15 protein-coding genes are annotated in these 20,835 nt (G+C 62.9%); 10 read left to right on the forward strand and 5 right to left on the reverse strand.

Features of this window, described 5'->3' with window-relative positions; genetic code table 11:
* Window positions 1-207 precede the first annotated feature (207 nt).
* Window positions 208-1,179, forward strand: coding sequence for a pyridoxal-phosphate dependent enzyme (locus GC127_RS05095; protein ID WP_254700019.1), 972 nt, complete (start codon window positions 208-210; stop codon window positions 1,177-1,179).
* Between the two features lie 102 nt (window positions 1,180-1,281).
* Here the strand turns inward: GC127_RS05095 and GC127_RS05100 are convergent, their stop codons facing one another.
* Window positions 1,282-3,558 carry an adenosylcobalamin-dependent ribonucleoside-diphosphate reductase gene (locus tag GC127_RS05100; protein ID WP_151977076.1) on the reverse strand — a complete coding sequence of 759 codons (2,277 nt, stop codon included), beginning with the start codon at window positions 3,556-3,558 and terminating at the stop codon, window positions 1,282-1,284.
* Between the two features lie 91 nt (window positions 3,559-3,649).
* On the opposite strand from GC127_RS05100, the gene GC127_RS05105 reads away from it, so the two are divergent.
* Together GC127_RS05105 and GC127_RS05110 are read left to right on the forward strand one after the other, a co-directional pair.
* On the forward strand, window positions 3,650-4,075 hold the full coding sequence (locus tag GC127_RS05105) for a DUF1489 family protein (protein WP_151977078.1): 426 nt from the start codon (window positions 3,650-3,652) through the stop codon (window positions 4,073-4,075).
* A gap of 408 nt (window positions 4,076-4,483) precedes the next feature.
* Window positions 4,484-5,077 carry an outer membrane protein gene (locus GC127_RS05110; RefSeq protein WP_008279448.1) on the forward strand — a complete coding sequence of 198 codons (594 nt, stop codon included), beginning with the start codon at window positions 4,484-4,486 and terminating at the stop codon, window positions 5,075-5,077.
* Between the two features lie 45 nt (window positions 5,078-5,122).
* Here the strand turns inward: GC127_RS05110 and hisG are convergent, their stop codons facing one another.
* The 3 genes from hisG to hisS are packed head-to-tail and all read right to left on the reverse strand — an operon-like array spanning window position 5,123 to window position 8,504.
* Window positions 5,123-5,818, reverse strand: coding sequence for an ATP phosphoribosyltransferase (hisG, locus tag GC127_RS05115; protein WP_151977080.1), 696 nt, complete (start codon window positions 5,816-5,818; stop codon window positions 5,123-5,125).
* On the reverse strand, window positions 5,815-6,900 hold the full coding sequence (locus GC127_RS05120) for an ATP phosphoribosyltransferase regulatory subunit (RefSeq protein WP_008279450.1): 1,086 nt from the start codon (window positions 6,898-6,900) through the stop codon (window positions 5,815-5,817). The genes hisG and GC127_RS05120 overlap by 4 nt, the downstream gene beginning before the upstream one ends.
* Window positions 6,900-8,504 carry a histidine--tRNA ligase gene (gene hisS / locus GC127_RS05125; RefSeq protein WP_151977082.1) on the reverse strand — a complete coding sequence of 535 codons (1,605 nt, stop codon included), beginning with the start codon at window positions 8,502-8,504 and terminating at the stop codon, window positions 6,900-6,902. The genes GC127_RS05120 and hisS overlap by 1 nt, the downstream gene beginning before the upstream one ends.
* A 121-nt stretch (window positions 8,505-8,625) precedes the next feature.
* On the opposite strand from hisS, the gene GC127_RS05130 reads away from it, so the two are divergent.
* Window positions 8,626-8,820 (forward strand): SlyX family protein, encoded by a 195-nt coding sequence (locus GC127_RS05130; RefSeq protein ID WP_008279452.1) that lies wholly within the window; start codon window positions 8,626-8,628, stop codon window positions 8,818-8,820.
* Between the two features lie 97 nt (window positions 8,821-8,917).
* Here the strand turns inward: GC127_RS05130 and dnaE are convergent, their stop codons facing one another.
* Entirely contained in the window at window positions 8,918-12,418 is a 3,501-nt protein-coding gene (gene dnaE, locus GC127_RS05135) for a DNA polymerase III subunit alpha (protein ID WP_151992556.1), read from the reverse strand.
* Window positions 12,419-12,577: 159 nt separating this feature from the next.
* Here dnaE and xdhA point away from each other — a divergent pair, with 159 nt between their 5' ends.
* The 6 genes from xdhA to GC127_RS05165 are packed head-to-tail and all read left to right on the forward strand — an operon-like array spanning window position 12,578 to window position 20,825.
* On the forward strand, window positions 12,578-13,984 hold the full coding sequence (gene xdhA, locus GC127_RS05140) for a xanthine dehydrogenase small subunit (RefSeq protein WP_151977084.1): 1,407 nt from the start codon (window positions 12,578-12,580) through the stop codon (window positions 13,982-13,984).
* Window positions 13,981-16,332, forward strand: a complete 2,352-nt coding sequence (gene xdhB / locus GC127_RS05145) for a xanthine dehydrogenase molybdopterin binding subunit (protein WP_151977086.1) — start codon at window positions 13,981-13,983, stop codon at window positions 16,330-16,332. Before xdhA ends, xdhB begins: the two co-directional genes overlap by 4 nt.
* Window positions 16,325-17,248 (forward strand): xanthine dehydrogenase accessory protein XdhC, encoded by a 924-nt coding sequence (gene xdhC / locus GC127_RS05150; protein ID WP_151977088.1) that lies wholly within the window; start codon window positions 16,325-16,327, stop codon window positions 17,246-17,248. The genes xdhB and xdhC overlap by 8 nt, the downstream gene beginning before the upstream one ends.
* Window positions 17,245-18,762 (forward strand): ABC transporter ATP-binding protein, encoded by a 1,518-nt coding sequence (locus tag GC127_RS05155; RefSeq protein WP_151977090.1) that lies wholly within the window; start codon window positions 17,245-17,247, stop codon window positions 18,760-18,762. The genes xdhC and GC127_RS05155 overlap by 4 nt, the downstream gene beginning before the upstream one ends.
* Before the next feature lie 60 nt (window positions 18,763-18,822).
* On the forward strand, window positions 18,823-19,905 hold the full coding sequence (locus tag GC127_RS05160) for an ABC transporter permease (RefSeq protein WP_151977091.1): 1,083 nt from the start codon (window positions 18,823-18,825) through the stop codon (window positions 19,903-19,905).
* Window positions 19,905-20,825 (forward strand): ABC transporter permease, encoded by a 921-nt coding sequence (locus GC127_RS05165; RefSeq protein WP_151979656.1) that lies wholly within the window; start codon window positions 19,905-19,907, stop codon window positions 20,823-20,825. Before GC127_RS05160 ends, GC127_RS05165 begins: the two co-directional genes overlap by 1 nt.
* The last annotated feature ends 10 nt before the right edge of the window (window positions 20,826-20,835 follow it).

The raw sequence follows: 20,835 nt of genomic DNA on the forward strand, positions 1-20,835 counted from the left end.
CCCGACGCGGTGCCCCGCAATCTCTCTGGCGCTGTCGTGGTGCCTGCGGCGGCGCTGGAAAATCAACGGCGACACAGCACGCCTTGACTGTAGCTTCGCCATGAATTCATGGTCACAATGGCGGGGCCTGCGCGTTGCATGCCGTCGGCGTAAATGCGCAGCCGCATCGGCCCTGCCCCGGCCAGTAATGTCAAAGGAAAGCCCTGAATGCGTCTTTCGGTCAATGTCTACCAACAGGCGGCGCGATCCGTCGAAATCCGACAAAGGATTCGCGCGGCAATCCACGAGACGCCTTGTATTTTCTCTCGAGGTGGGTCGAACGATCAGTCGCGTTTGGCCTATAAATGCGAAAATCTGCAAAGAACCGGGTCGTTCAAATTTCGCGGGGCCATGGCCAAACTGACCACACTACCCACGGACACGCCGGTGATCACGGCCTCGTCGGGCAATCATGGGCTGGCCGTTGCCACGGCGGCGCAGATGACAGGCCATGCGCTGACGGTTGTGCTGCCAGAAACCGTGGCACAGGAAAAACTGTCGCGTATTCAGGCGCTTGGCGTGCGCACGATCCTGCATTCAAACGATTCCGGCCTTGCTGAACGACACGCGAGGGAGATGGCCGTCGCAGAGGGGATCACCTATGTGTCGCCCTATAACGACGCCGATGTCATCGCCGGACAGGGCACCATCGGGCTAGAGTTGATTGACCAATTGCCAGAGCTTGACACCGTTTATATCGCCATGGGCGGGGGTGGTCTTATTTCCGGCATTGGCTGCGTGCTGAAAGCCTACGCGCCGCGAACGCGCATCGTGGGGGTCAGCGCCGTGAATTCCTCGGCCTTTGCCACGAGCCTGCGTGCCGGTCATCCTGTCGAAGTGGACCACAAGCCAACGCTTGCCGATGGTGTCGCCGGTGGTTTCGACGCGGATACGATCACCCTACCGCTTGCCGCTGAAGTGGTCGATGACATGATCGACTGCACCGAAGCGGAAATCGCCGCAGGCATCGAGCAGATCGCATGGACCGAGAAGATGCTGGTCGAGGGTTCGGCGGCACTGGCCTTGGCGGCTTGGACAAAAGACACGGGCCGACGCGGAACAGGACCAAGCGTGGTCTTGCTGTGTGGCGCGAATTTCGATCGGGCCGCACTCGCGCCGATCCTGAGAGGCGACGCGTGAGAGAAGGCTGATGGACCTTAGGGGCTAGAAATTGCGCCAGATCATGCAGTGAAACCGTTTCGGCGTTTCAACTAAAAACCGAAACGATGTCACCGTGCCGCCTTAGGCACATTTGCTGTGTCCGCAGCTTGCACAGGTCATGCAACCCTCGATCATGCGCATGTCGTATTGGCCACAGGCGGGGCAGGCGGGGGATTTGCGGGGGCTGTCCTGACCTGCGACCTGCGCATGCGGATCCTCTTTGAGGCCCATACCTTCGCCCGCCAGAAACCCGATCTGGACCATGTGCTGTTCGAGCACGCCGCCGATGGCGGCCAGAATGCTGGGCACGTATTTGCCCTGCATCCAAGCGCCGCCGCGCGGGTCGAACACCGCTTTGAGCTCTTCCACCACAAAGGACACATCGCCCCCACGCCGGAACACCGCCGAGATCATGCGGGTCAGGGCCACCGTCCAGGCATAATGCTCCATGTTCTTGGAGTTGATGAACACCTCGAAGGGCCGCCGATGCCCGCCCAGAACAATGTCATTGACGGTGACATAGATCGCATGGTTGCTGTCGGGCCATTTCAGCTTGTAGGTGGCACCCTCCAGCTCTTTGGGGCGGTCGAGCGGTTCGGACATATAGACCACCTCGCCGCCGGTTGCAGGGACATCGCCCCGCGTTTCACCCGGGGCCTTGTCCGTGGTCTCGGACACGCTCAGGACGCTGCCTGTTACCGCATTGGGCCGATAGGTGGTGCAGCCTTTGCACCCCAGATCCCAAGCCTGAAGATAGACATTCTTGAACGCCTCAAACGAGATGTCCTCGGGGCAGTTGATGGTTTTCGAGATGCTGCTATCCACCCATTTCTGCGCCGCCGCCTGCATCTTGACGTGATCCTCGGGCGGCAGGGTCTGGGCGTTGACGAAATGCTCGGGCAGAGGCGCATCGCCCATCCGGTCACGCCACATCTGCACGGCGTAATCTATCACCTCTTCCTCGGTGCGGCTGCCATCCTTTTGCAGCACCTTGCGGGTGTAGCTATAGGCAAAGACAGGCTCGATTCCGCTGCTGACATTGCCCGCATAAAGGCTGATGGTGCCGGTCGGCGCGATGCTGGTCAGAAGCGCGTTGCGAATGCCATGTTCGGCCACGGCGGCGCGCACATCGGCATCCATCGTCTGCATCGTGCCAGAGGCCAGATAGGCGTCGCGGTCAAAGAGCGGGAACGCGCCCTTTTCGCGGGCCAAGTCAACGCTTGCAAGATAGGCCGCCCGCGCGATGGCATGCAACCACGCCTCGGTCTGTTGCACGGCGGCGTCCGAGCCATAGCGCAGCCCGACCATCAAGAGCGCATCGGCAAGGCCCGTCACGCCCAGCCCGATCCGCCGCTTGGCCTGCGCCTCGGCGGCCTGCGCAGGTAAGGGAAAACCGCTGACATCCACGACATTGTCCATCATGCGCACAGCCACGCGCACCAGATCGTCAAGTGCGGCCTCATCCACCCGCGCGGCCGCTGCAAACGGCTCTGCCACCAACCGCGCCAGATTGATCGAGCCCAAGAGGCAGGCACCATAGGGCGGCAGGGGCTGTTCGCCGCATGGGTTGGTCGCCGCAATCGTTTCGCAATAGGCCAGATTGTTGGCCGCGTTGATGCGGTCGATAAAGATCACGCCCGGTTCGGCATAATCATAGGTGGCCTGCATGATCCGGTTCCACAGATCCCGCGCTTGCACGGTATGATAGACCTTGCCGCCAAACTGCAGGTCCCACGGGCCGTCAGCCTTGACCGCCTCCATGAAAGCATCGGTGATCAAGACCGACAGGTTGAACATCCGCAGCCGCGCCGGATCGGATTTCGCGGCGATGAAGGCCTCGATATCTGGATGGTCACAGCGCATTGTGGCCATCATCGCACCGCGCCTGCTGCCTGCCGACATGATCGTGCGGCACATCGCGTCCCACACATCCATAAAGCTGAGTGGGCCGCTTGCATCCGCCGACACGCCCTTGACCTCGGCCCCTTTGGGCCGGATCGTGCTGAAATCATAGCCGATGCCGCCGCCCTGCTGCATGGTCAAAGCCGCCTCGCGCAGCCCGTCAAAGATGCCGCCCATATCGTCAGGCACGGTGCCCATGACGAAACAGTTAAAGAGCGTCACCTTGCGTGCGGTTCCAGCCCCGGCGGTGATCCGACCTGCGGGCAGGAATTTGAAATCCTCAAGCGCGTGATAGAACCGCTCTTCCCAGAGCGCCGGCTCTGCCTCGGCCACTGCCAAAGCGCGCGCGATCCGCCGCCAGCTGTCCTCGACACTTGCATCGCCAGCGTCCCCATTCCGGAACCGGTATTTCATGTTCCATATCTGTTCGGAAATCGGGGCGGCAAATCGGGTCACGGCGGTCTCCATCCACGGGCAGAGAACCACAATAGCTTGAAGCTGCCGGTATTTCCACTACCCTATCTGCCCGGATGGGAGATTCTTTATCGTGGCCTTGCACCTGATCAAACTGAGCGTCGGCACCACCTCTGTCGAGGATCTGGAGGAGTGGCATAAAGACCCCCGCGCCAAAGGGCCGGACGGCCTGCCGCGCCACGTCACCCGCATGTGGCCCAAGCGCGAAGGCGAATTGTTGGACGGTGGCTCGATCTATTGGGTCATTCAGGGGCTGGTGCAATGCCGCCAACCGATCCTGCGGCTGGATGAGGTGACTGGTGGTGACGGCATCCGCCGCTGTGCCATCGTGCTTGAACCGGGGTTGATCCGCACGGCGACAGCGCAAAAGCGCCCCTTTCAGGGCTGGCGGTATTTGCCCGGTTCTGATGCGCCGCCCGACCTTGGATCAGCGCGCGCCAAGGATGATACGCTGCCGCCTGCCCTCTCGGCCGCTCTGGCGGATATTGGCGTTCTGTGAACGGATGCGCCATGGCGCTGACGGGGTAAAAACACGCGAACCACTGGCGCGCCGCCCGCATGTGAACGTGCGGATCAGTGTGGGTGACGCTGAGCGCAAACCCAACACAAATGCCGCTGTCCAACGCCACTGCGCGCGAAAAACCATGCGCCCTGCGCTTCAACTCTCCTGAGGCAGTTTTCGCCATAGGGTTGCGCATTTCACACGGCGACTTGCGAAAATCCGCCGAAAAAAGTATATTCTGGGCATTTCCCTGCCACTCACGGGTGTGTGATCGAAATGGCTGGGTCAGGTGCTTGTCTTGATGGGACGGTCGCCCGATATATCCAGCAACGGTGCGAACCGTGTGTCGAAGGGGCGATCCTCCTCCCCGACCTGAGCGACATAAACTGACTGAAAGGAAACAAGATGCTGAAAACAACCACAGCGCTGATGACCGCAACCGCCCTGATGGCCGCCCCTGCCTTTGCTGGCAATGTGCAAGAGCCAACGCCGGAGCCGGTGATCGCAGCCCCGGTTGCACCGCCGGCACCTGTTGGCCCGAATTGGACTGGCTTTTACGCGGGTGGCCAGCTTGGCTATGGCGATGTTGACACCGGCGCTGCTGGCGTGGACGGAGACGGCCTGATCGGCGGTCTGATCGCCGGGTATGATTATGACTATGGTAACAACTGGGTTGTTGGTCTGGGTCTCGATTACGACTTTGCTGATATTGACCTTGGGGCCGCTGCTTCGCTGGAAGACGTGTTTCGGATCAAATCGCGTCTCGGTTACAAGGTCGGCAACGGCCTGCTTTACGGCACCGGCGGGTATGCCTGGGCCGACACCGACACGCTTGGTGATGACAACGGCTATTTCTTTGGCGCGGGCTATGAGCATATGATCAGCCAGAACCTGTCTCTGGGCGGTGAAGTGCTCTATCACAAGTTCGAAAATTTCGGCACCGCTGGTGTTGATGTCGATGCCACCACGGTACAGGCGCGGGCTGCATTCCGCTTCTGATAAGGCGCAAGCAGTGGGGTGGTCCTAACGGACCGCCCCATTTTTTTATTCCAGATCAAGCCTTTGCTTCAGCGCCTTGAGCGTAAGCCTATCGGCAGGCTCCATCGGGGCCACCCGCGATTTGAAAAGCGTTGCCTGAGATTTCAGGATTAGGCCATCCTCCAACACCTTGAGATGATTGGCCCGCAGCGTATCGCCGGTCGAGGTGATATCGGCAATCGCCTCGGCGGTTTCGTTCTTGACCGTGCCTTCGGTGGCACCCTGACTGTCCATCAGTTGATAATCCGCAACGCCATTCTCGCGCAGGAAATCCCGCACCAATCGGTGATATTTGGTGGCGATGCGCATGCGGAACCCATGCTTGAGCCGGAATGCCGCAGCAGTGGCATCAAGATCGTCAAGATGGCTGACATCCACCCAGCAACGTGGCACCGCCAGCACCAGATCGGCCTGCCCAAAGCCCAGTTCCGCCAGCTCTGCCACCTGATTTTGCCACTGCCCCAGCTTTTCGCGGATCAGGTCGGTGCCTGTCACACCCAGATGGATGCGTCCGGCTGCCAATTCACGCGGGATTTCCCCGGCGGAGAGCAGGATCAGTTCGACGTTGTCGATGCCCTGCACATAGCCCGCATACTCCCGCTCGGACCCCGAGCGCCCCAGCGTGATCCCGTGCTTGGCGAACCAGTCAAAGGTTTTCTCCATCAGCCGCCCTTTGGACGGCACCCCCAGTTTCAGGGTCATGTCGCACCCCCAAGGCCAAGCACCAGACCGGGCCGGATGACGCCGCCCACCGCCGGAATTTCCCGCCCCCGCCCCAACTGTCGGGTTAGCGCATCATAGCGCCCGCCGGTGGCAATGGGCGGCAGGTCGGGACGGCTCTCGGCGTAAAAGCCAAAGACGAAGCCATCGTAATATTCCATCTGCGTGCGCCCATAGCTGGCCTCGAAATCCAGTTTGGTGATGTCGAGCCCGCGTTCGGACATCGCCGAAAGCCGTCGTGCCAGACGGTCCACCGCGCCATGAATGGCGGGCATGTCCACGGCGATATCGCGCAACCGTTCCAGCGCGTTATCGCTGGTTTCGCGCACCGCGAGGATGGCATCCAGCAACTGCACCTCAGAGGTGGAAATCGGCCCCGCCTCTGCGTCTTCACGCAGCGCGGTGATCCGGCCTGCGATTTCATCCGGGCCACGCAGCCCGATCAGGGGCTCGGCCCCCGCCATCGGGTCTGCCATTGCCAAAAGGGCGGCCCGCGCCTCGGGGACCACGGCGCGCCCCGAAAACCGGTCAATCAACGCGCGAAACCGCCGGGGCCGCCAGATATGCCGCCGCAGTGCGGCCTTGCGGCGCTCGGTCGTGCGCAGCCCCTCAACGGCCGCCATCAGGATGCCGATATCCCCCGTCGCCGCACGCAGGCCAAGCGGGCGCAGGATGTCAAAGAACATCGCGAAAACCTCTGCATCCGCCGCCTCTGGTGCGGCGCGTTCAAAGATTTCAAACCCCACTTGGGTGTATTCGTTGGCGCGCTGCGCATCCTCTTCCTGACGGCGAAACACCTCGCCGGAATAGGTATAGCGGGCAGGTTCCGCGCCATGTTCCATATGCATCTGCACCACCGGCACGGTGAAATCGGGGCGCAGCATCTGTTCGCCGCGCAGGGCATCCGACGTCACATAGGCGCGTGCGCGGATATCCTCGCCGTACAGATCCAAGAGCACTTCGGCGGGTTGCAAGACAGAGGTTTCCACCGGCAGCGCGCCTGCCGCCTCAAAGAGCGCCCGCAGGCGCGCAGCCTCGGCCCGGATCGCGGCACGTTCCGGCATCAGCGTTGCTCCGCGAGGATGTCTCGGACTTTGTCCACAAGTGCGGCGCGCGGCACCTCATATTGGCTGGGCCGTTCTTTCCATTCTTCAACCGTCGCATTTTCGGCGATCTGCGCCCCAAGGATCAGGTCCTTGATCTGCACCACGCCCTTGGCAAACTCGTCGCCGCCACAGATCACCGCGATAGGGCTGCCGCGCCGGTCGGCGTATTTCATCTGATTGCCAAAGTTCTTGGGGTTGCCAAGGTAGACTTCGGCGCGAATGCCCGCTTGGCGCAACTCGCCGACCATCGCCTGATAGTCGGCCATCCGGTCGCGGTCCATCACGGTGACAACCACCGGGCCACGCTCTGCGCTGCCGATCTTGCCCTTGGCATGCAGCGCGGCAAGCAGGCGATCCACGCCGATGCTGACCCCGACAGCGGGCACCTGCTGCCCGGTGAAGCGCGCGACAAGATCATCATAGCGCCCGCCACCTGCCACGCTGCCAAATTGGCGCGGGCGGCCTTTTTCATCAAGGATTTCAAAGGTCAATTCCGCCTCGAACACCGGGCCGGTGTAATAGCCAAGGCCACGGACGACAGAAGGGTCAATGACGATCCGGTCAGGGCCATAACCTTGGGCGGCGAGAAGGGTGGCGATTTCGTCTAACTCACGTAGTCCTGCCAAACCAATCTCCGATTCTTCAACGAGCTCGATCAAAGCGCTAAGCGTTGCGCCGTTTATCGAACTCGGATCAGTCTTGAAGCCGCTTTCTGTTAGATTTGAACGAATAATATCTTCACTTTGTATATTGTTCTTCGCGGTTAGAAATCGAAGAATGATTTCCGACTGGGTTTGCGAGAGTCCTAAGCCGTCAATAAATGCACCCGAAGCGTCCTTACGACCACTTGTCAGCAACTCCCGCACGCCGCTCACGCCCACTTTGTCGAATTTGTCGATTGTGCGAAGCACTGCTTCAGGATCGACAAACTCCCAGTCGCTCAGTTTAGTATCAAGCGTCTCAGGGAAGCTGCGTGGCAAAGCGCGCGTTTTCTCGTTATCGACCATTAAACCTTCTAAAATACCATTCAAAACCTTGCGGTTATTCACCCGCACCACATAATCGCCTCGCGGGATGCCCACCTCTTCCAGCGCATCGGCCAGCATGGCGCAAATCTCGGCATCCGCTGCCATTGACGCCGTGCCCACCGTATCCGCATCGCATTGATAGAACTGGCGAAACCGCCCCGGCCCCGGCTTTTCATTACGCCAGACAGGCCCCATCGCATAGCGCCGATAGGGCGTGGGTAAATCGTTGCGGTGTTGGGCATAAACGCGGGCCAAGGGCGCGGTCAGGTCATAGCGCAGCGCCAGCCATTTCTCGTCTTCATCCTGCCAGGCAAAGACCCCCTCATTGGGCCGGTCGACATCGGGCAGGAACTTGCCCAGCGCCTCGACCGTCTCGACCGCGCTCGATTCCAGCGCGTCAAAGCCATAGCGATGATAGACCCCGGCAATCGCGTTCAGCATCGCGGCGCGCGTCGTCACCTCGGCGCCGAAATAATCGCGGAACCCTTTGGGCGTTTCGGCCTTGGGGCGGGGCTCTTTTTTGGGCTTGGCCATGGCATGCGTCCTTGCGGCAACTCTTGCGGCATCTGTCGTGGCGCGGTCTAGCCCAAGGGCCGCGCCGGGGCAAGGCGGCTGCGCGATTGACCGCAGGCGCATCCGCGCGTAATCCCATGCCATGACCGAGATCGAAGAAAAACTGGCCCACCTGATCCGCACGGTCGATGACCTGTCGGATGTTATCGCACGCCAAGACCGCGAGCTTGACCGCCTGCGCACCCGAGTCGAGATGCTGCTCGCGCGCGAAGCGGCCCGGCACGGCGAGAGCGATGGTGGCGTGATCCTTGGCGACGAGCGCCCGCCGCATTACTGACACGGGCCTGTGAAGGCCTGTGTCACCCCGGACGTGATCCGGGGTCTCGTGGGGCAAGAGGTCCCGGGTCAGGCCCGGGACGACTGCGAAGACGTCGTCAGATCTCTTCCACCATCACCACGCCGGTCAGGCTCTTGATCGCGCCCTTGATCTGTGGCGTCACGGGATATTCCGCGCCGCTGTCAATCTCGACCTCGCCGGGCAGGCCCGCGCCCATCAGGCAGAAATGGATCGGGCCGGGGCGCGCACCGCGCGCCGCTTGGCTGGCCCCCTGCAACACCGCAGCAACCGATCCGATTGCCCCCGGCTGATCCACGAAAATCCGCAGGCCCACCGCGCCCGCCCCGGCCACCATCCCGTCAATCGGCTGAACGGCGCGGCAGAGCAGTTTCAACTGATCCGCCTCAAGCGTCGCCTCGGCGGTGATCACCACCTGCGCGCCAGTTTCCAGAAATTCGCGGCATTTCTCGAGCGTGTCCGAGAATATCGTCACCTCGTAACCGCCGGTCGTATCGCTGAGCTGCGCAAAGGCAAAGCGGTTGCCACGTGCCGATTTCCGCTCTTGCCGCCTGGCCACGACCCCGGCCATCTTGACCAGTGCCGGGCCGCGTTCGGCCTGTGCTGTCACCTCGTCCAGCGTTTTCACATCCTGACGCCGCAACACGGTCATGTAATCGTCGAGCGGATGCCCCGAGAGATAGAACCCCACGGCCTTGAACTCCTCGGTCAGCCGCTCGGCGGGCAGCCAATCATCAACCGGGGCCAATCGCGGTTCAGGCAAATCATCGCCCGCCTCGCCAAAGAGCGAGACCTGGCTCGAATTCTTCTGCTCATGGATCGCCGCTGAATAGCTCATCAGCGCCTCGATGCTCTCGAACACGCGGCGGCGGTTGCGGTCCAGCGCGTCAAACGCCCCGGCGCGGGCCAGCATTTCCAGCGGGCGCTTGCCAACCCGCTTGAGATCGACCCGCTGCGCCACATCGTAGAGCGTGGCAAAGGGCCGGTTGCCCCGCCCCACGGTGATCAGCTTCATCGCCTCGACGCCCACGTTCTTGAGCGCGCCCAGCGCATAGTGCAGCACGCCGCCCTGCACATCGAACGTCGCCTCAGAGCGATTGACGCAAGGCGCGGCCCAAGGCAGGCTCAGCCCCTTTTTAACCTCTTGGAAATACACCGCCAGCTTATCCGTGAGGTGAATATCGCAATTCATCACCCCAGCCATGAATTCGACCGGGTGATTGGCCTTGAGCCAGGCGGTTTGATAGCTGACCACCGCATAGGCCGCCGCGTGGGATTTGTTAAAGCCGTAGTTGGCGAATTTCTCGAGCAGGTCAAAGACCTCGCTGGCCTTTTTCTTGTCGACACCATTTTCCATGGCGCCTTTCTCGAATTTCGGGCGCTCCTTGGCCATTTCTTCGGCGATTTTCTTGCCCATGGCGCGGCGCAACAGGTCAGCACCGCCCAAGGAATAGCCCGCCATCACCTGCGCGATTTGCATCACCTGTTCCTGATAGACGATGATGCCTTGGGTTTCCTCTAGGATATGGTCAATCGAGGGGTGAATCGACTCGAGCTCACGCAGGCCGTTCTTCACCTCGCAATAGGTCGGGATATTCTCCATCGGGCCGGGACGGTAGAGCGCCACAAGCGCCACGATATCCTCGATGCAGGTGGGTTTCATGCGCTTGAGCGCATCCATCATGCCGCTCGATTCCACCTGGAACACGGCAACTGTCTTGGCACTGGCATAGAGCCTATAGGATTTCTCGTCATCGAGCGGGATCGCCCCGATGTCATACTCAAACCCCTCGGGGGGATCATAGAGCACGGTGCCATCCGCCGCCACATTCAGCGGGCGGCCCGCCTTGCGGATCATGTCGACCGCGTTCTGAATGACCGTCAGCGTCTTGAGGCCGAGAAAGTCAAACTTGACCAGCCCCGCCTGTTCCACCCATTTCATGTTGAACTGGGTTGCGGGCATATCGGATCGCGGGTCTTGGTAGACAGGCACGAGCGCATCAAGCGGCCGGTCGCCGATCACCACCCCGGCGGCATGGGTCGAGGCATTGCGCAACAGCCCCTCAACCTGTTGCGCATAGGTCAAAAGCCGATCCACGACCTCTTCATTCTTGGCCTCTTCGCGCAGGCGCGGCTCATCGGCCAGCGCCTTTTCGATGCTCACCGGCTTGACGCCTTCGACCGGGATCATCTTGGACAGGCGGTCCACCTGCCCATAGGGCATTTGCAACACGCGCCCGATGTCGCGCACAGCCGCCTTGGACAAGAGCGCGCCAAAGGTGATGATCTGGCCCACCCGGTCACGGCCATATTTCTCTTGCACGTATTGGATCACCTCCTCGCGGCGATCCATGCAAAAATCGATGTCAAAGTCGGGCATGCTGACCCGCTCTGGGTTCAGGAACCGTTCAAAAAGCAGGCTGTAGCGCAGCGGATCAAGGTCGGTGATGGTCAGCGCATAGGCCACCAGACTGCCCGCCCCCGAGCCACGCCCCGGCCCCACCGGAATATCGTGATCCTTGGCCCATTTGATGAAATCGGCCACGATCAGAAAATAGCCGGGAAAGCCCATACCCTCAATGATGCCCAGCTCGAATTCGAGGCGCTTTTCATAGTCTTCCACCGGCGCGGCATGGGGGATAACCGCCAGGCGCGCAGCAAGCCCCGCCCGCGCCTGACGGCGCAGTTCCTCAACCTCGTCATCCGCGAATTTCGGCAAGATCGGATTGCGCTTATAGGCCCCAAAGGCGCAGCGGCGCGCGATTTCGACCGTGTTTTCCAGTGCCTCGGGCAAATCGGCAAAAAGCGCGGCCATCTCTTCTTGGCTTTTGAAATAGTGCTGCGGGGTCAGGCGGCGGCGCGGCGCGCTTTGATCGACATAGGCCCCCTCGGCCACGCAGAGCATGGCATCATGCGCCTCATACATGTCGGATTTGGGAAAGTAGACATCGTTGGTCGCCACCAGCGGCAGGCCTATGGCATAGGCCATCTCGATCAGCCCACGCTCGGTCAGGCGCTCGGCCTCAGGCGCGCCCCCGTCACCGGGATGACGCTGCAATTCGACATAGAGCCGGTCGCCAAACGCCTGCGCCAGACGCTGCATCAACGCCTCCGCCGCCGGGCGCTGCCCCCCCTGCAAGAGCCGACCCACCGGCCCATCCGGCCCACCCGTCAGGCAGATCACCCCCTCGGCATGATGCGCCAACTCGGTCAGCGTCACATGCGGCAGGCTGCCATCGCCGCGCAGATAAAGGCACGAGTTGAGCTTCATCAGGTTCTCATACCCGCACTCACTCTGCGCCAAGAGGACGAGGGGCGCGGGCGGCTTCGCGCGCTCTCCGGGTGCCAGGCTGAGATAGGCCAGATCGACCTGACAGCCCATGATCGGCTGCACGCCCGCGCCCTGCGCGCTCACGGAAAACTCTAGCGCGGCAAACATGTTGTTGGTGTCGGTCACGGCGACGGCGGGCATGCCTGCGGCCACGCAGAGGCCGGGCAGCTTCTTGAGCCGCATCGCCCCTTCCAGCAGGGAATATTCGGTATGCACCCGCAGGTGAATGAATCGGGGATCAGCGCTCATATCCGCACCCTAGCCCCGGTTGCGGCTGAACAAAAGACTTGCCAAACCGCCTGCCCCCGGCTTTCATCGGGTCACGATAGGCAAAGCCCGCCACCTTCTACGCCGCATCGAAGGTCAGGCACGCGAGGGCAGGCATGGTAACGCGGCGGGCAGCGGCTCATGACCCTCACGTTTCTTCTGAATGGAGAGAGCGTGGCGCTTGGGGATGTGACCCCGACCACAACTCTGCTTGACTGGCTGCGTGAGGCGCGCGGCCTGACCGGCACCAAGGAAGGCTGCAACGAGGGCGATTGTGGGGCCTGTACCGTGATCGTCAGTGACGAGACCGGCGCGCGGCCCCTCAACGCCTGTATTCTCCTGATGCCACAGCTTCAGGGCAAGGCCCTGCGCACGGTCGAGGGGATCAGCGGCCCCGAGGGCCAATTGCACCCGGTTCAAGCGGCGATGATTGCGCATCACGGCTCGCAATGCGGGTTTTGCACGCCGGGCTTTATCGCCTCGATGGCCTGCGCGCATCTTAATGGCGAGCGGGATCACGACCGGGTTCTGGCGGGCAATCTCTGCCGATGCACCGGCTATGCCCCCATCCTGACCGCCGCCCGCGCCGCCGAACCTGCCGCCATTCCCGCGTGGATGACGCAAGATCGCAATATCATCTGGCCCGAAATACCTTCGGGGGGGCCCGAAGGGCGGGGGGCAGACAGCCCCCCTGCGTTGCTGCAACCCCAGAGCGCCGATGAGGCGGCGCGCCTCTATGCCGCTCATCCTGAGGCGACGCTGATCGCGGGCGCAACCGATGTGGGCCTGTGGATCACCAAACAGCTGCGCGACATCAACCTGCCAATCTTTCTGGGGGGCTGCACGGACCTGAGCACAGCAGAGGTGACAGACAGGGATATACGCCTTGGCGCGGGCTTGACCATTGCCCGGCTGATGCAGACGATTGCCCCCTATCACCCCTCCTATGCCGCGATGCTGCGGCGCTATGGCTCGGAACAGGTGCGTGCGGCGGCGACGCTTGGGGGTAATATCGCCAATGGCTCGCCCATCGGCGACAACGCGCCCGCGCTCATCGCCCTTGGGGCCACCCTGCATCTGCGCCACGGTGACACGCGCCGCCAGATGCCGCTCGAGGCGTTCTTTCTGGGCTACGGCCAGCAGGACCGCGCGCCGGGCGAGATGATCGAGGCCATCACCCTGCCCCGCCAGCCCGACCGCCTGCGCTGTTACAAAGTCTCGAAGCGCTGTGATCAGGATATTTCGGCGGTGCTGGGCTGTTTCAACCTGACCATTGAGGCGGGCCGGATCACCGACGCGCGGATCGCCTTTGGCGGCATGGCGGGCATTCCCAAGCGTGCCGCCCATGTCGAAGCGGCACTGATTGGCCAGCCTTGGACCGAGGCGACGATTACCGGCAGCGATGCAGCGTGGGCGCAGGATTTTGCGCCGCTGTCAGACATGCGCGCCTCTGCCGACTATCGCCTCTGCGTCGCGCGCAACCTTTTGATGCGCTATTTTCTAGAGGATCAGGGCATCGCCACATCGGTTCTTGAGGTGCAGCCATGAGCGTGGCGCGCCCTCTGCCCCATGACGCCGCACGCCTGCATGTGACGGGCACCGCGCGCTATGTCGATGATATCCCCAGCCCACGCGGCACGCTGCATCTGGCCTTTGGCCTCAGCACCATCGCGGCGGGGCGCGTGACCGAAATGGACCTTGCGCCGGTGCGCCAATGCGCCGGGGTCGTCGCCGTGCTGACGGCCGCTGACTTGCCGCAGGGGGCCGATTGCTCGCCCTCGGCCCATGACGAGCCGCTCTTGTGCACGGGCGATGTGCATTATCACGGCCAGCCGCTCTTTCTGGTTATCGCCACCAGCCATCTGGCCGCACGCCGCGCCGCGCGCCGGGGACAGGTATGTTACGAAGAAACGACGCCCCTTCTGACCATCGACGCCGCATTGGTCGCCAATAGCCGCTTCGAAGACGGCCCGCGTATCTGGCAAAGGGGCGATACCACAGCGGCTATCGCCAAGGCGGCCCACCGGGTGGGTGGCGTGATCGAGATGGGCGGGCAAGAGCATTTCTATCTTGAAGGCCAGGCGGCCCTTGCGCTGCCGCAAGAGGGGGGCGACATGGTGATCCACGCCTCGACCCAGCATCCGAGCGAAGTGCAGCACAAGGTGGCCGAGGCCCTGGGCCGACCCATGCATGCCGTCCGGGTCGAGACGCGGCGCATGGGCGGCGGCTTTGGCGGTAAGGAGAGCCAAGCCAACGCCCCCGCCATCGCCTGCGCCGTCGCAGCGCGGCACACGGGGACGCCCTGCAAGATGCGCTATGACCGCGACGATGACATGGTGATCACCGGCAAGCGCCATGATTTCCGCATCACCTATCAGGCCGGGTTCGACGCCACCGGGCGGCTGACAGGGGTGGATTTCGTGCACTACGCCCGCTGCGGCTGGTCGCAGGATCTGTCGCTGCCGGTGGCCGACCGCGCCATGCTGCATGCCGATAACGCCTATTTCCTGCCCGCCGTGCGGATCGAGAGCCATCGGCTGCGCACCAACACCGCCTCTGCCACCGCGTTCCGCGGCTTTGGCGGGCCGCAGGGCATGCTGGGCATCGAGCGGGTGATGGATCATGTGGCGCATCATTTGGGCCTTGATTCTGTCGTGGTGCGGCAGCGCAATTACTATGCCGCAGCCGTTGGAGGGGGGCTGTCTGCCCCCCGCGCTGCGCGCCCCCCCGAAGGTATTTCGGGCCAGATGAAACCGCAGGTCACGCCCTATGGGCAGAAGGTCGAGGATTTCATCCTGCACGAGATGACCGAGCGGCTGATGCAAACCTCGGACTATGCCGCGCGGCGGGCAGCGGTGGCGGCGTGGAACGCCCGCAATCCCGTGCTGAAAAAGGGCCTGGCGCTGACGCCGGTCAAGTTCGGGATTTCCTTTACGCTCAGCCATCTCAATCAGGCGGGCGCTTTGGTGCATGTCTATCAGGATGGGTCTGTGCATCTCAATCACGGGGGCACGGAAATGGGACAGGGCCTGTTTCAGAAGGTGGCACAAGTGGCCGCCGCGTGCTTTGGCCTGCCGCTAGAGGCCATCAAGATCACCGCGACCGATACCGCCAAAGTGCCCAATACCTCGGCCACAGCGGCAAGTTCCGGCAGCGATCTCAACGGCATGGCGGTTCAGGCGGCCTGCGATACGATCCGCGACCGGATGGCTGCCTGTCTGGCGGCGCATCACACCGTGCCGCCCGAGGAGGTGCAATTTGACGGCGGTCGCCTGCGGGTGGGAACGGCCCACCTGAGCTTCGCAGAGGCCGCCCGGTTCTGCTATGAGCAGCGCGTGAGCCTATCCGCCACCGGATTTTACAAGACGCCCGACCTTGCGTGGGACCGGGTCAAGGGGGAGGGGCGGCCATTTTATTACTTTGCCTATGGGGCGGCCGTGACCGAGGTGATCGTCGACGGCCTGACCGGCGAGAACCGCATCCTGCGCGCCGATATCGTGCATGATTGCGGGGCCTCGCTTAATCCCGCGCTCGACATCGGCCAGATCGAGGGCGGCTATGTGCAGGGGGCGGGCTGGCTGACGCTCGAGGAACTGGTGTGGGACAAGGCCGGACGGCTCAGCACCCACGCGCCCTCGACCTATAAGATCCCCGCCTGTTCAGACCGGCCAGCGGTGTTCAACGTGGCGCTGTGGGAGGCGCAGAATCCGCGCCCAACGATCTATCGCTCCAAGGCTGTCGGCGAGCCGCCCTTTATGCTGGGGATTTCGGCGCTGATGGCGCTCAGCGCTGCGGTGGCGGCGTTCGGTTCGGGCTATCCGGCGCTTGACGCCCCGGCCACACCCGAGCGGCTGCTGAGCGCTATCGCGCGTCAGAAAGCGCGCCGCGATGCGTGACCTCGACGATCTGCGCGCAGCCGTCGCGCGGGAGGGACAGATCGCACGGGTGGTGATCGCCGCCACCCGTGGTTCTGCGCCACGCGCCGCCGGGGCCGCGATGCAGGTCTGGCCCGGGGGGCAATCGGGCAGCATCGGCGGTGGGCGGCTGGAGCATGAGGCAGCAGGTGCGGCACGACGGCTTTTGGCAGAGGGCAGCAACGCCCGCGTGCTGCGCCAAGCGCTTGGTCCGGCCCTTGGCCAATGCTGTGGCGGGTCGGTGGTATTGGTGATCGAGCGGTTCGACCAGCACAAACTTGACGCAGCGGTTGAGGCGCTTGAGCGATCGGGCCGTTGGGCACGGCAGATTGAAGGGCACATCACCCCCCCGCCTGCCGCCCGGCCCAGCGCCGGTGCAGGTGTTACATGGGCAAACGGCTGGTTGATCGAGCCACTTTGCCCGCGCCTTGCGGTGGTGATCCACGGGGCGGGCCATGTGGGCCGCGCCTTGGCCGCCCTGCTTGCCCCATTGCCCGATCTGGCGGTGACGCTGGCCGATGCGCGGGCCGAGATGCTGCGCGGGCTGCCCCAAGGGATCACCGCCGGCGTTGACCCCCTGCGCGCCCTCGGCCAAGCGCCTGATACCGCTGCACATATCATTGTAACCCACGATCATGCGCTGGATCTGGAGCTGTGCCACCGCCTGTTGCAACGGTCCTTTGGGTGCGCGGGTGTCATCGGCTCCGCGACCAAATGGGCGCGGTTTCGGCAGAGATTGACAGCACTTGGGCATACGGACGCGCAGATTTCGCGCATTTCCTGCCCCATTGGCGATCCAAACCTTGGCAAACACCCGCAAGCCATTGCGCTTGGCGTGGCGGCTGCGTTACTGAAAGAGCCGGGTATCAAGGCCGCAGACCGAAGGAGAACCGCGTGACAGGCGATTTGCTGACCGTCTCGGGTCTGACCAAGGCCTATCCGGGAGTTGTCGCCAATGACGCCGTATCCTTTGCCATCCGCGAGGGCGAGGTGCATGCCCTGCTGGGCGAGAATGGCGCCGGGAAATCAACCCTCGTCAAGATGATCTATGGGCTGGTCAAGCCCGACAGCGGCGCCATGACGCTGCGTGGCACCCCCTATGCCCCACCAGACCCCCATGCCGCGCGCCTGGCGGGGGTGGCGATGGTGTTTCAGCATTTCTCGCTTTTTGATGCGATGAGCGTGGCCGAGAACGTGGCCCTCGGGATGGAACGCCCGCCCGCGCTGCGCGATCTGGCTGCGCGCATCCGTGCCGTCTCGGAAACCTATGGCCTGCCGCTTGATCCCGACCGGACCGTTGGTGATCTTTCGGCAGGAGAGCGGCAGCGCGTCGAGATCATCCGCTGTCTCTTGCAGGAACCCCGACTTTTGATCATGGACGAGCCGACATCGGTGCTCACGCCGCAAGAGGTGGATATCCTGTTTCAGACCCTGCGCAAGCTGACGGGCGAAGGCGTGGCGATCCTTTACATCTCGCACAAGCTCGAGGAAATCCGCGCCCTCTGCGATCATGCCACGATCCTGCGGCAGGGCCGCAACGTGGGCACCTGCACACCGCGCGACACTTCGGCCCGCGCGATGGCGGAAATGATGGTGGGCACAACCTTTGCCGCGCCGGAACGCGCCGGGCGTGCCAAGGCGGGCGTGGTGCTGGAGGTGTCTGACCTGTCGGTCGCGGCGCAGGGGCAGTTCGGCACCGCGCTTCACGCGATTTCCTTTGCCGTGCAGGCCGGAGAGGTGCTGGGCATCGGTGGGGTTGCGGGCAATGGGCAGGATGAGCTTTTGGCCGCGTTGTCGGGCGAAATGCCGGTGACGGCAGAGGCTGTGCGCCTGAAGGGCATGGCCATCGGTCAGCACGGCCCCGGCACCCGCCGTGCGATGGGCCTGCTTACCGCGCCTGAGGAACGGCTGGGCCATGCCGCCGCCCCCGACATGAGCCTGACAGAGAATGCCATCCTGACCGGGGCAGCGCGGGAAAGCCTGCTCAACCGCGGGTTTCTGAGATGGGAGGCGGCCGAGGCCTTTGCCCGCCGGATCATCACCGGCTTTGACGTGCGCACGCCCGGCCCGGGCACCGCCGCACGGGCGCTGTCGGGGGGCAATCTGCAAAAATTCGTGATTGGCCGCGAAGTGCTGCAACGGCCCGAGGTTCTGGTGGTCAACCAGCCCACCTGGGGTGTCGATGCCGCCGCCGCTGCCGCGATCCGCCAAGCCCTGCTTGATCTGGCCACTGGGGGGGCGGCGGTGATCTGCATCAGTCAGGACCTTGACGAGTTGATCGAGATTTCCGACCGGTTCGGCGCGTTGAGCGAAGGACGGCTTTCGGACATCAGGCCGACCCAGGGCCTGAGTGTCGAAGAGATCGGATTGATGATGGGCGGCGCACATGGCATGGAGGTGGCGCATGTGTGACCTGTCGTTATTGAGTATTTTAGCCATAAAGAAACGCATAAAGAAACATGGGCGCGCGCCATGCTGAAGCTGGAAAAGCGCCCTCAACCCTCACGGCTCTGGACTTGGGCCACGCCGGTTCTGGCGGTGCTGATCACCATGCTGGCGGGTGGGGCGCTTTTTGCAGCACTTGGCGAAGACCCGGTTGCCGCCATCTCGACGATTTTCTGGCAACCGCTTTTTGGCGAGTTCGCGTTTTACTACCGGCCGCAATTGCTGATCAAGGGCGCGCCTCTGGTGCTGATCGCCATCGGGCTTAGCCTTGGGTTTCGTGCCGGTATCTGGAACATAGGGGCCGAGGGGCAATATATCGTCGGCGCACTGGCAGGGGCCGGGGTGGCGCTTGCGGTTTATCCAGCGGAGAGCGTGCTGATCTTTCCGCTGATGATCCTTGCTGGCGCGCTAGGGGGCTGGGCCTGGGGCATGATCCCGGCGGTGCTCAAGCTGCGGTTCGGCACCAATGAAATCCTCGTGTCGCTCATGCTCGTCTATGTGGCAGAGCAATTGCTGGCGGCCATGGCCCTTGGGTTGATGAAGAACCCCGAGGGGCGCGGATTTCCCGGCTCTCGCAACCTGCGCCAATATGACAGTGCGCATAATGCAGAGCTTATTACCGGCACGGGCATGCATTGGGGAGTGGTGGCGGCGCTGATCGCGGTCATCTTCGCCTATGTGCTGCTCAGCCGCCATATCCTTGGCTATCATATCCGGCTTGCGGGTCAGGCGCCACGCGCCGCCCGTTTTGCCGGCGTGCGCCCGGCGCGGTTGGTTCTATTCTGTCTGGGCACATCGGGCGCTTTGGCGGGATTGGCGGGGCTTTTTGAAGTGGCGGGGCCCGCCGGGCAGGTCAGCATTGATTTCAACGTGGGTTATGGGTTTACGGCGATCATCGTGGCCTTTTTGGGCCGGTTGCACCCGGTCGGCATCCTGCTTGCGGGGCTTTTGATGGCGCTCACCTATATTGGCGGCGAATTGGCACAATCCAACATGGGGCTGCCTGCGGCCGCGATCCAACTCTTTCAGGGGATGCTGTTGTTTTTCCTTTTGGCCGTGGACCTGCTGACCAATTACCGCGTCCGGTTGGTGACACGGGAGGTGGCGTGATGCTTTTGTCCTCGATTGATCCGGCGCTGCTTTTGGCCTCGCTCATCGTCGCCTCTACGCCCATTCTGCTGGCGGCATTGGGCGAGTTGGTTGTCGAGCGGGCGGGGGTGCTCAACCTCGGGGTCGAGGGGATGATGATCACCGGCGCAATCTGCGGCTTTGCCATGGCTGTCAATTCCGGCTCGCCGGTCGTGGGGTTTGTGGCCGCCGCCGCCGGGGGCGCTGTTCTGGCGCTTCTCTTCGCGCTGCTGACCCAATTTGCCCTTGCCAATCAGGTGGCAAGCGGCCTCGCGCTGACGCTCTTTGGCCTTGGCCTCTCGTCGCTGATCGGACAGGGCTATGTCGGGATCAAGCCGCCGCCGACCACGCGACTTGATCTGCCTGTGCTGAGGGATCTGCCTTTTGTCGGGCGCGTGTTGTTTTCCCATGATCTGATGGTTTATTTCGCCCTAGCGCTTGTGGCTTTGGTCTGGGCGCTGCTGAAATATTCGCGCGCCGGTCTGATCCTGCGGGCGGTGGGTGAAAACCATGAGGCCGCGCATGCGCTTGGCTACAAGGTGGTGCGCATCCGCGTTCTGGCGATCCTGTTTGGCGGGGCTTGCGCCGGGTTGGGCGGGGCCTATCTCAGCCTTGTGCGGGTGCCGCAATGGACCGAAGGCATGACCTCTGGGGGGGGCTGGATCGCGCTTGCCCTAGTGGTTTTTGCCTCGTGGAAAGTGGGGCGCGTTCTGCTTGGCGCGTGGCTCTTTGGCGGGGTTTCGGTATTGCAGCTTAATCTTCAGGCGGCAGGCGTTGCGATCCCGGTCGAATATCTTTCCATGTCGCCCTACTTGATCACCATCCTCGTGCTGGTCATCATGTCGTCTGACAAATCCCGCGCGCCCGGCTCTTTGGGCCGCATTTTTCACGCCTCGCAATAAGATCACATCA

The sequence above is a fragment of the Roseovarius sp. EC-HK134 genome (genome assembly GCF_902498815.1).
Classification (GTDB): domain Bacteria; phylum Pseudomonadota; class Alphaproteobacteria; order Rhodobacterales; family Rhodobacteraceae; genus Roseovarius; species Roseovarius mucosus_A.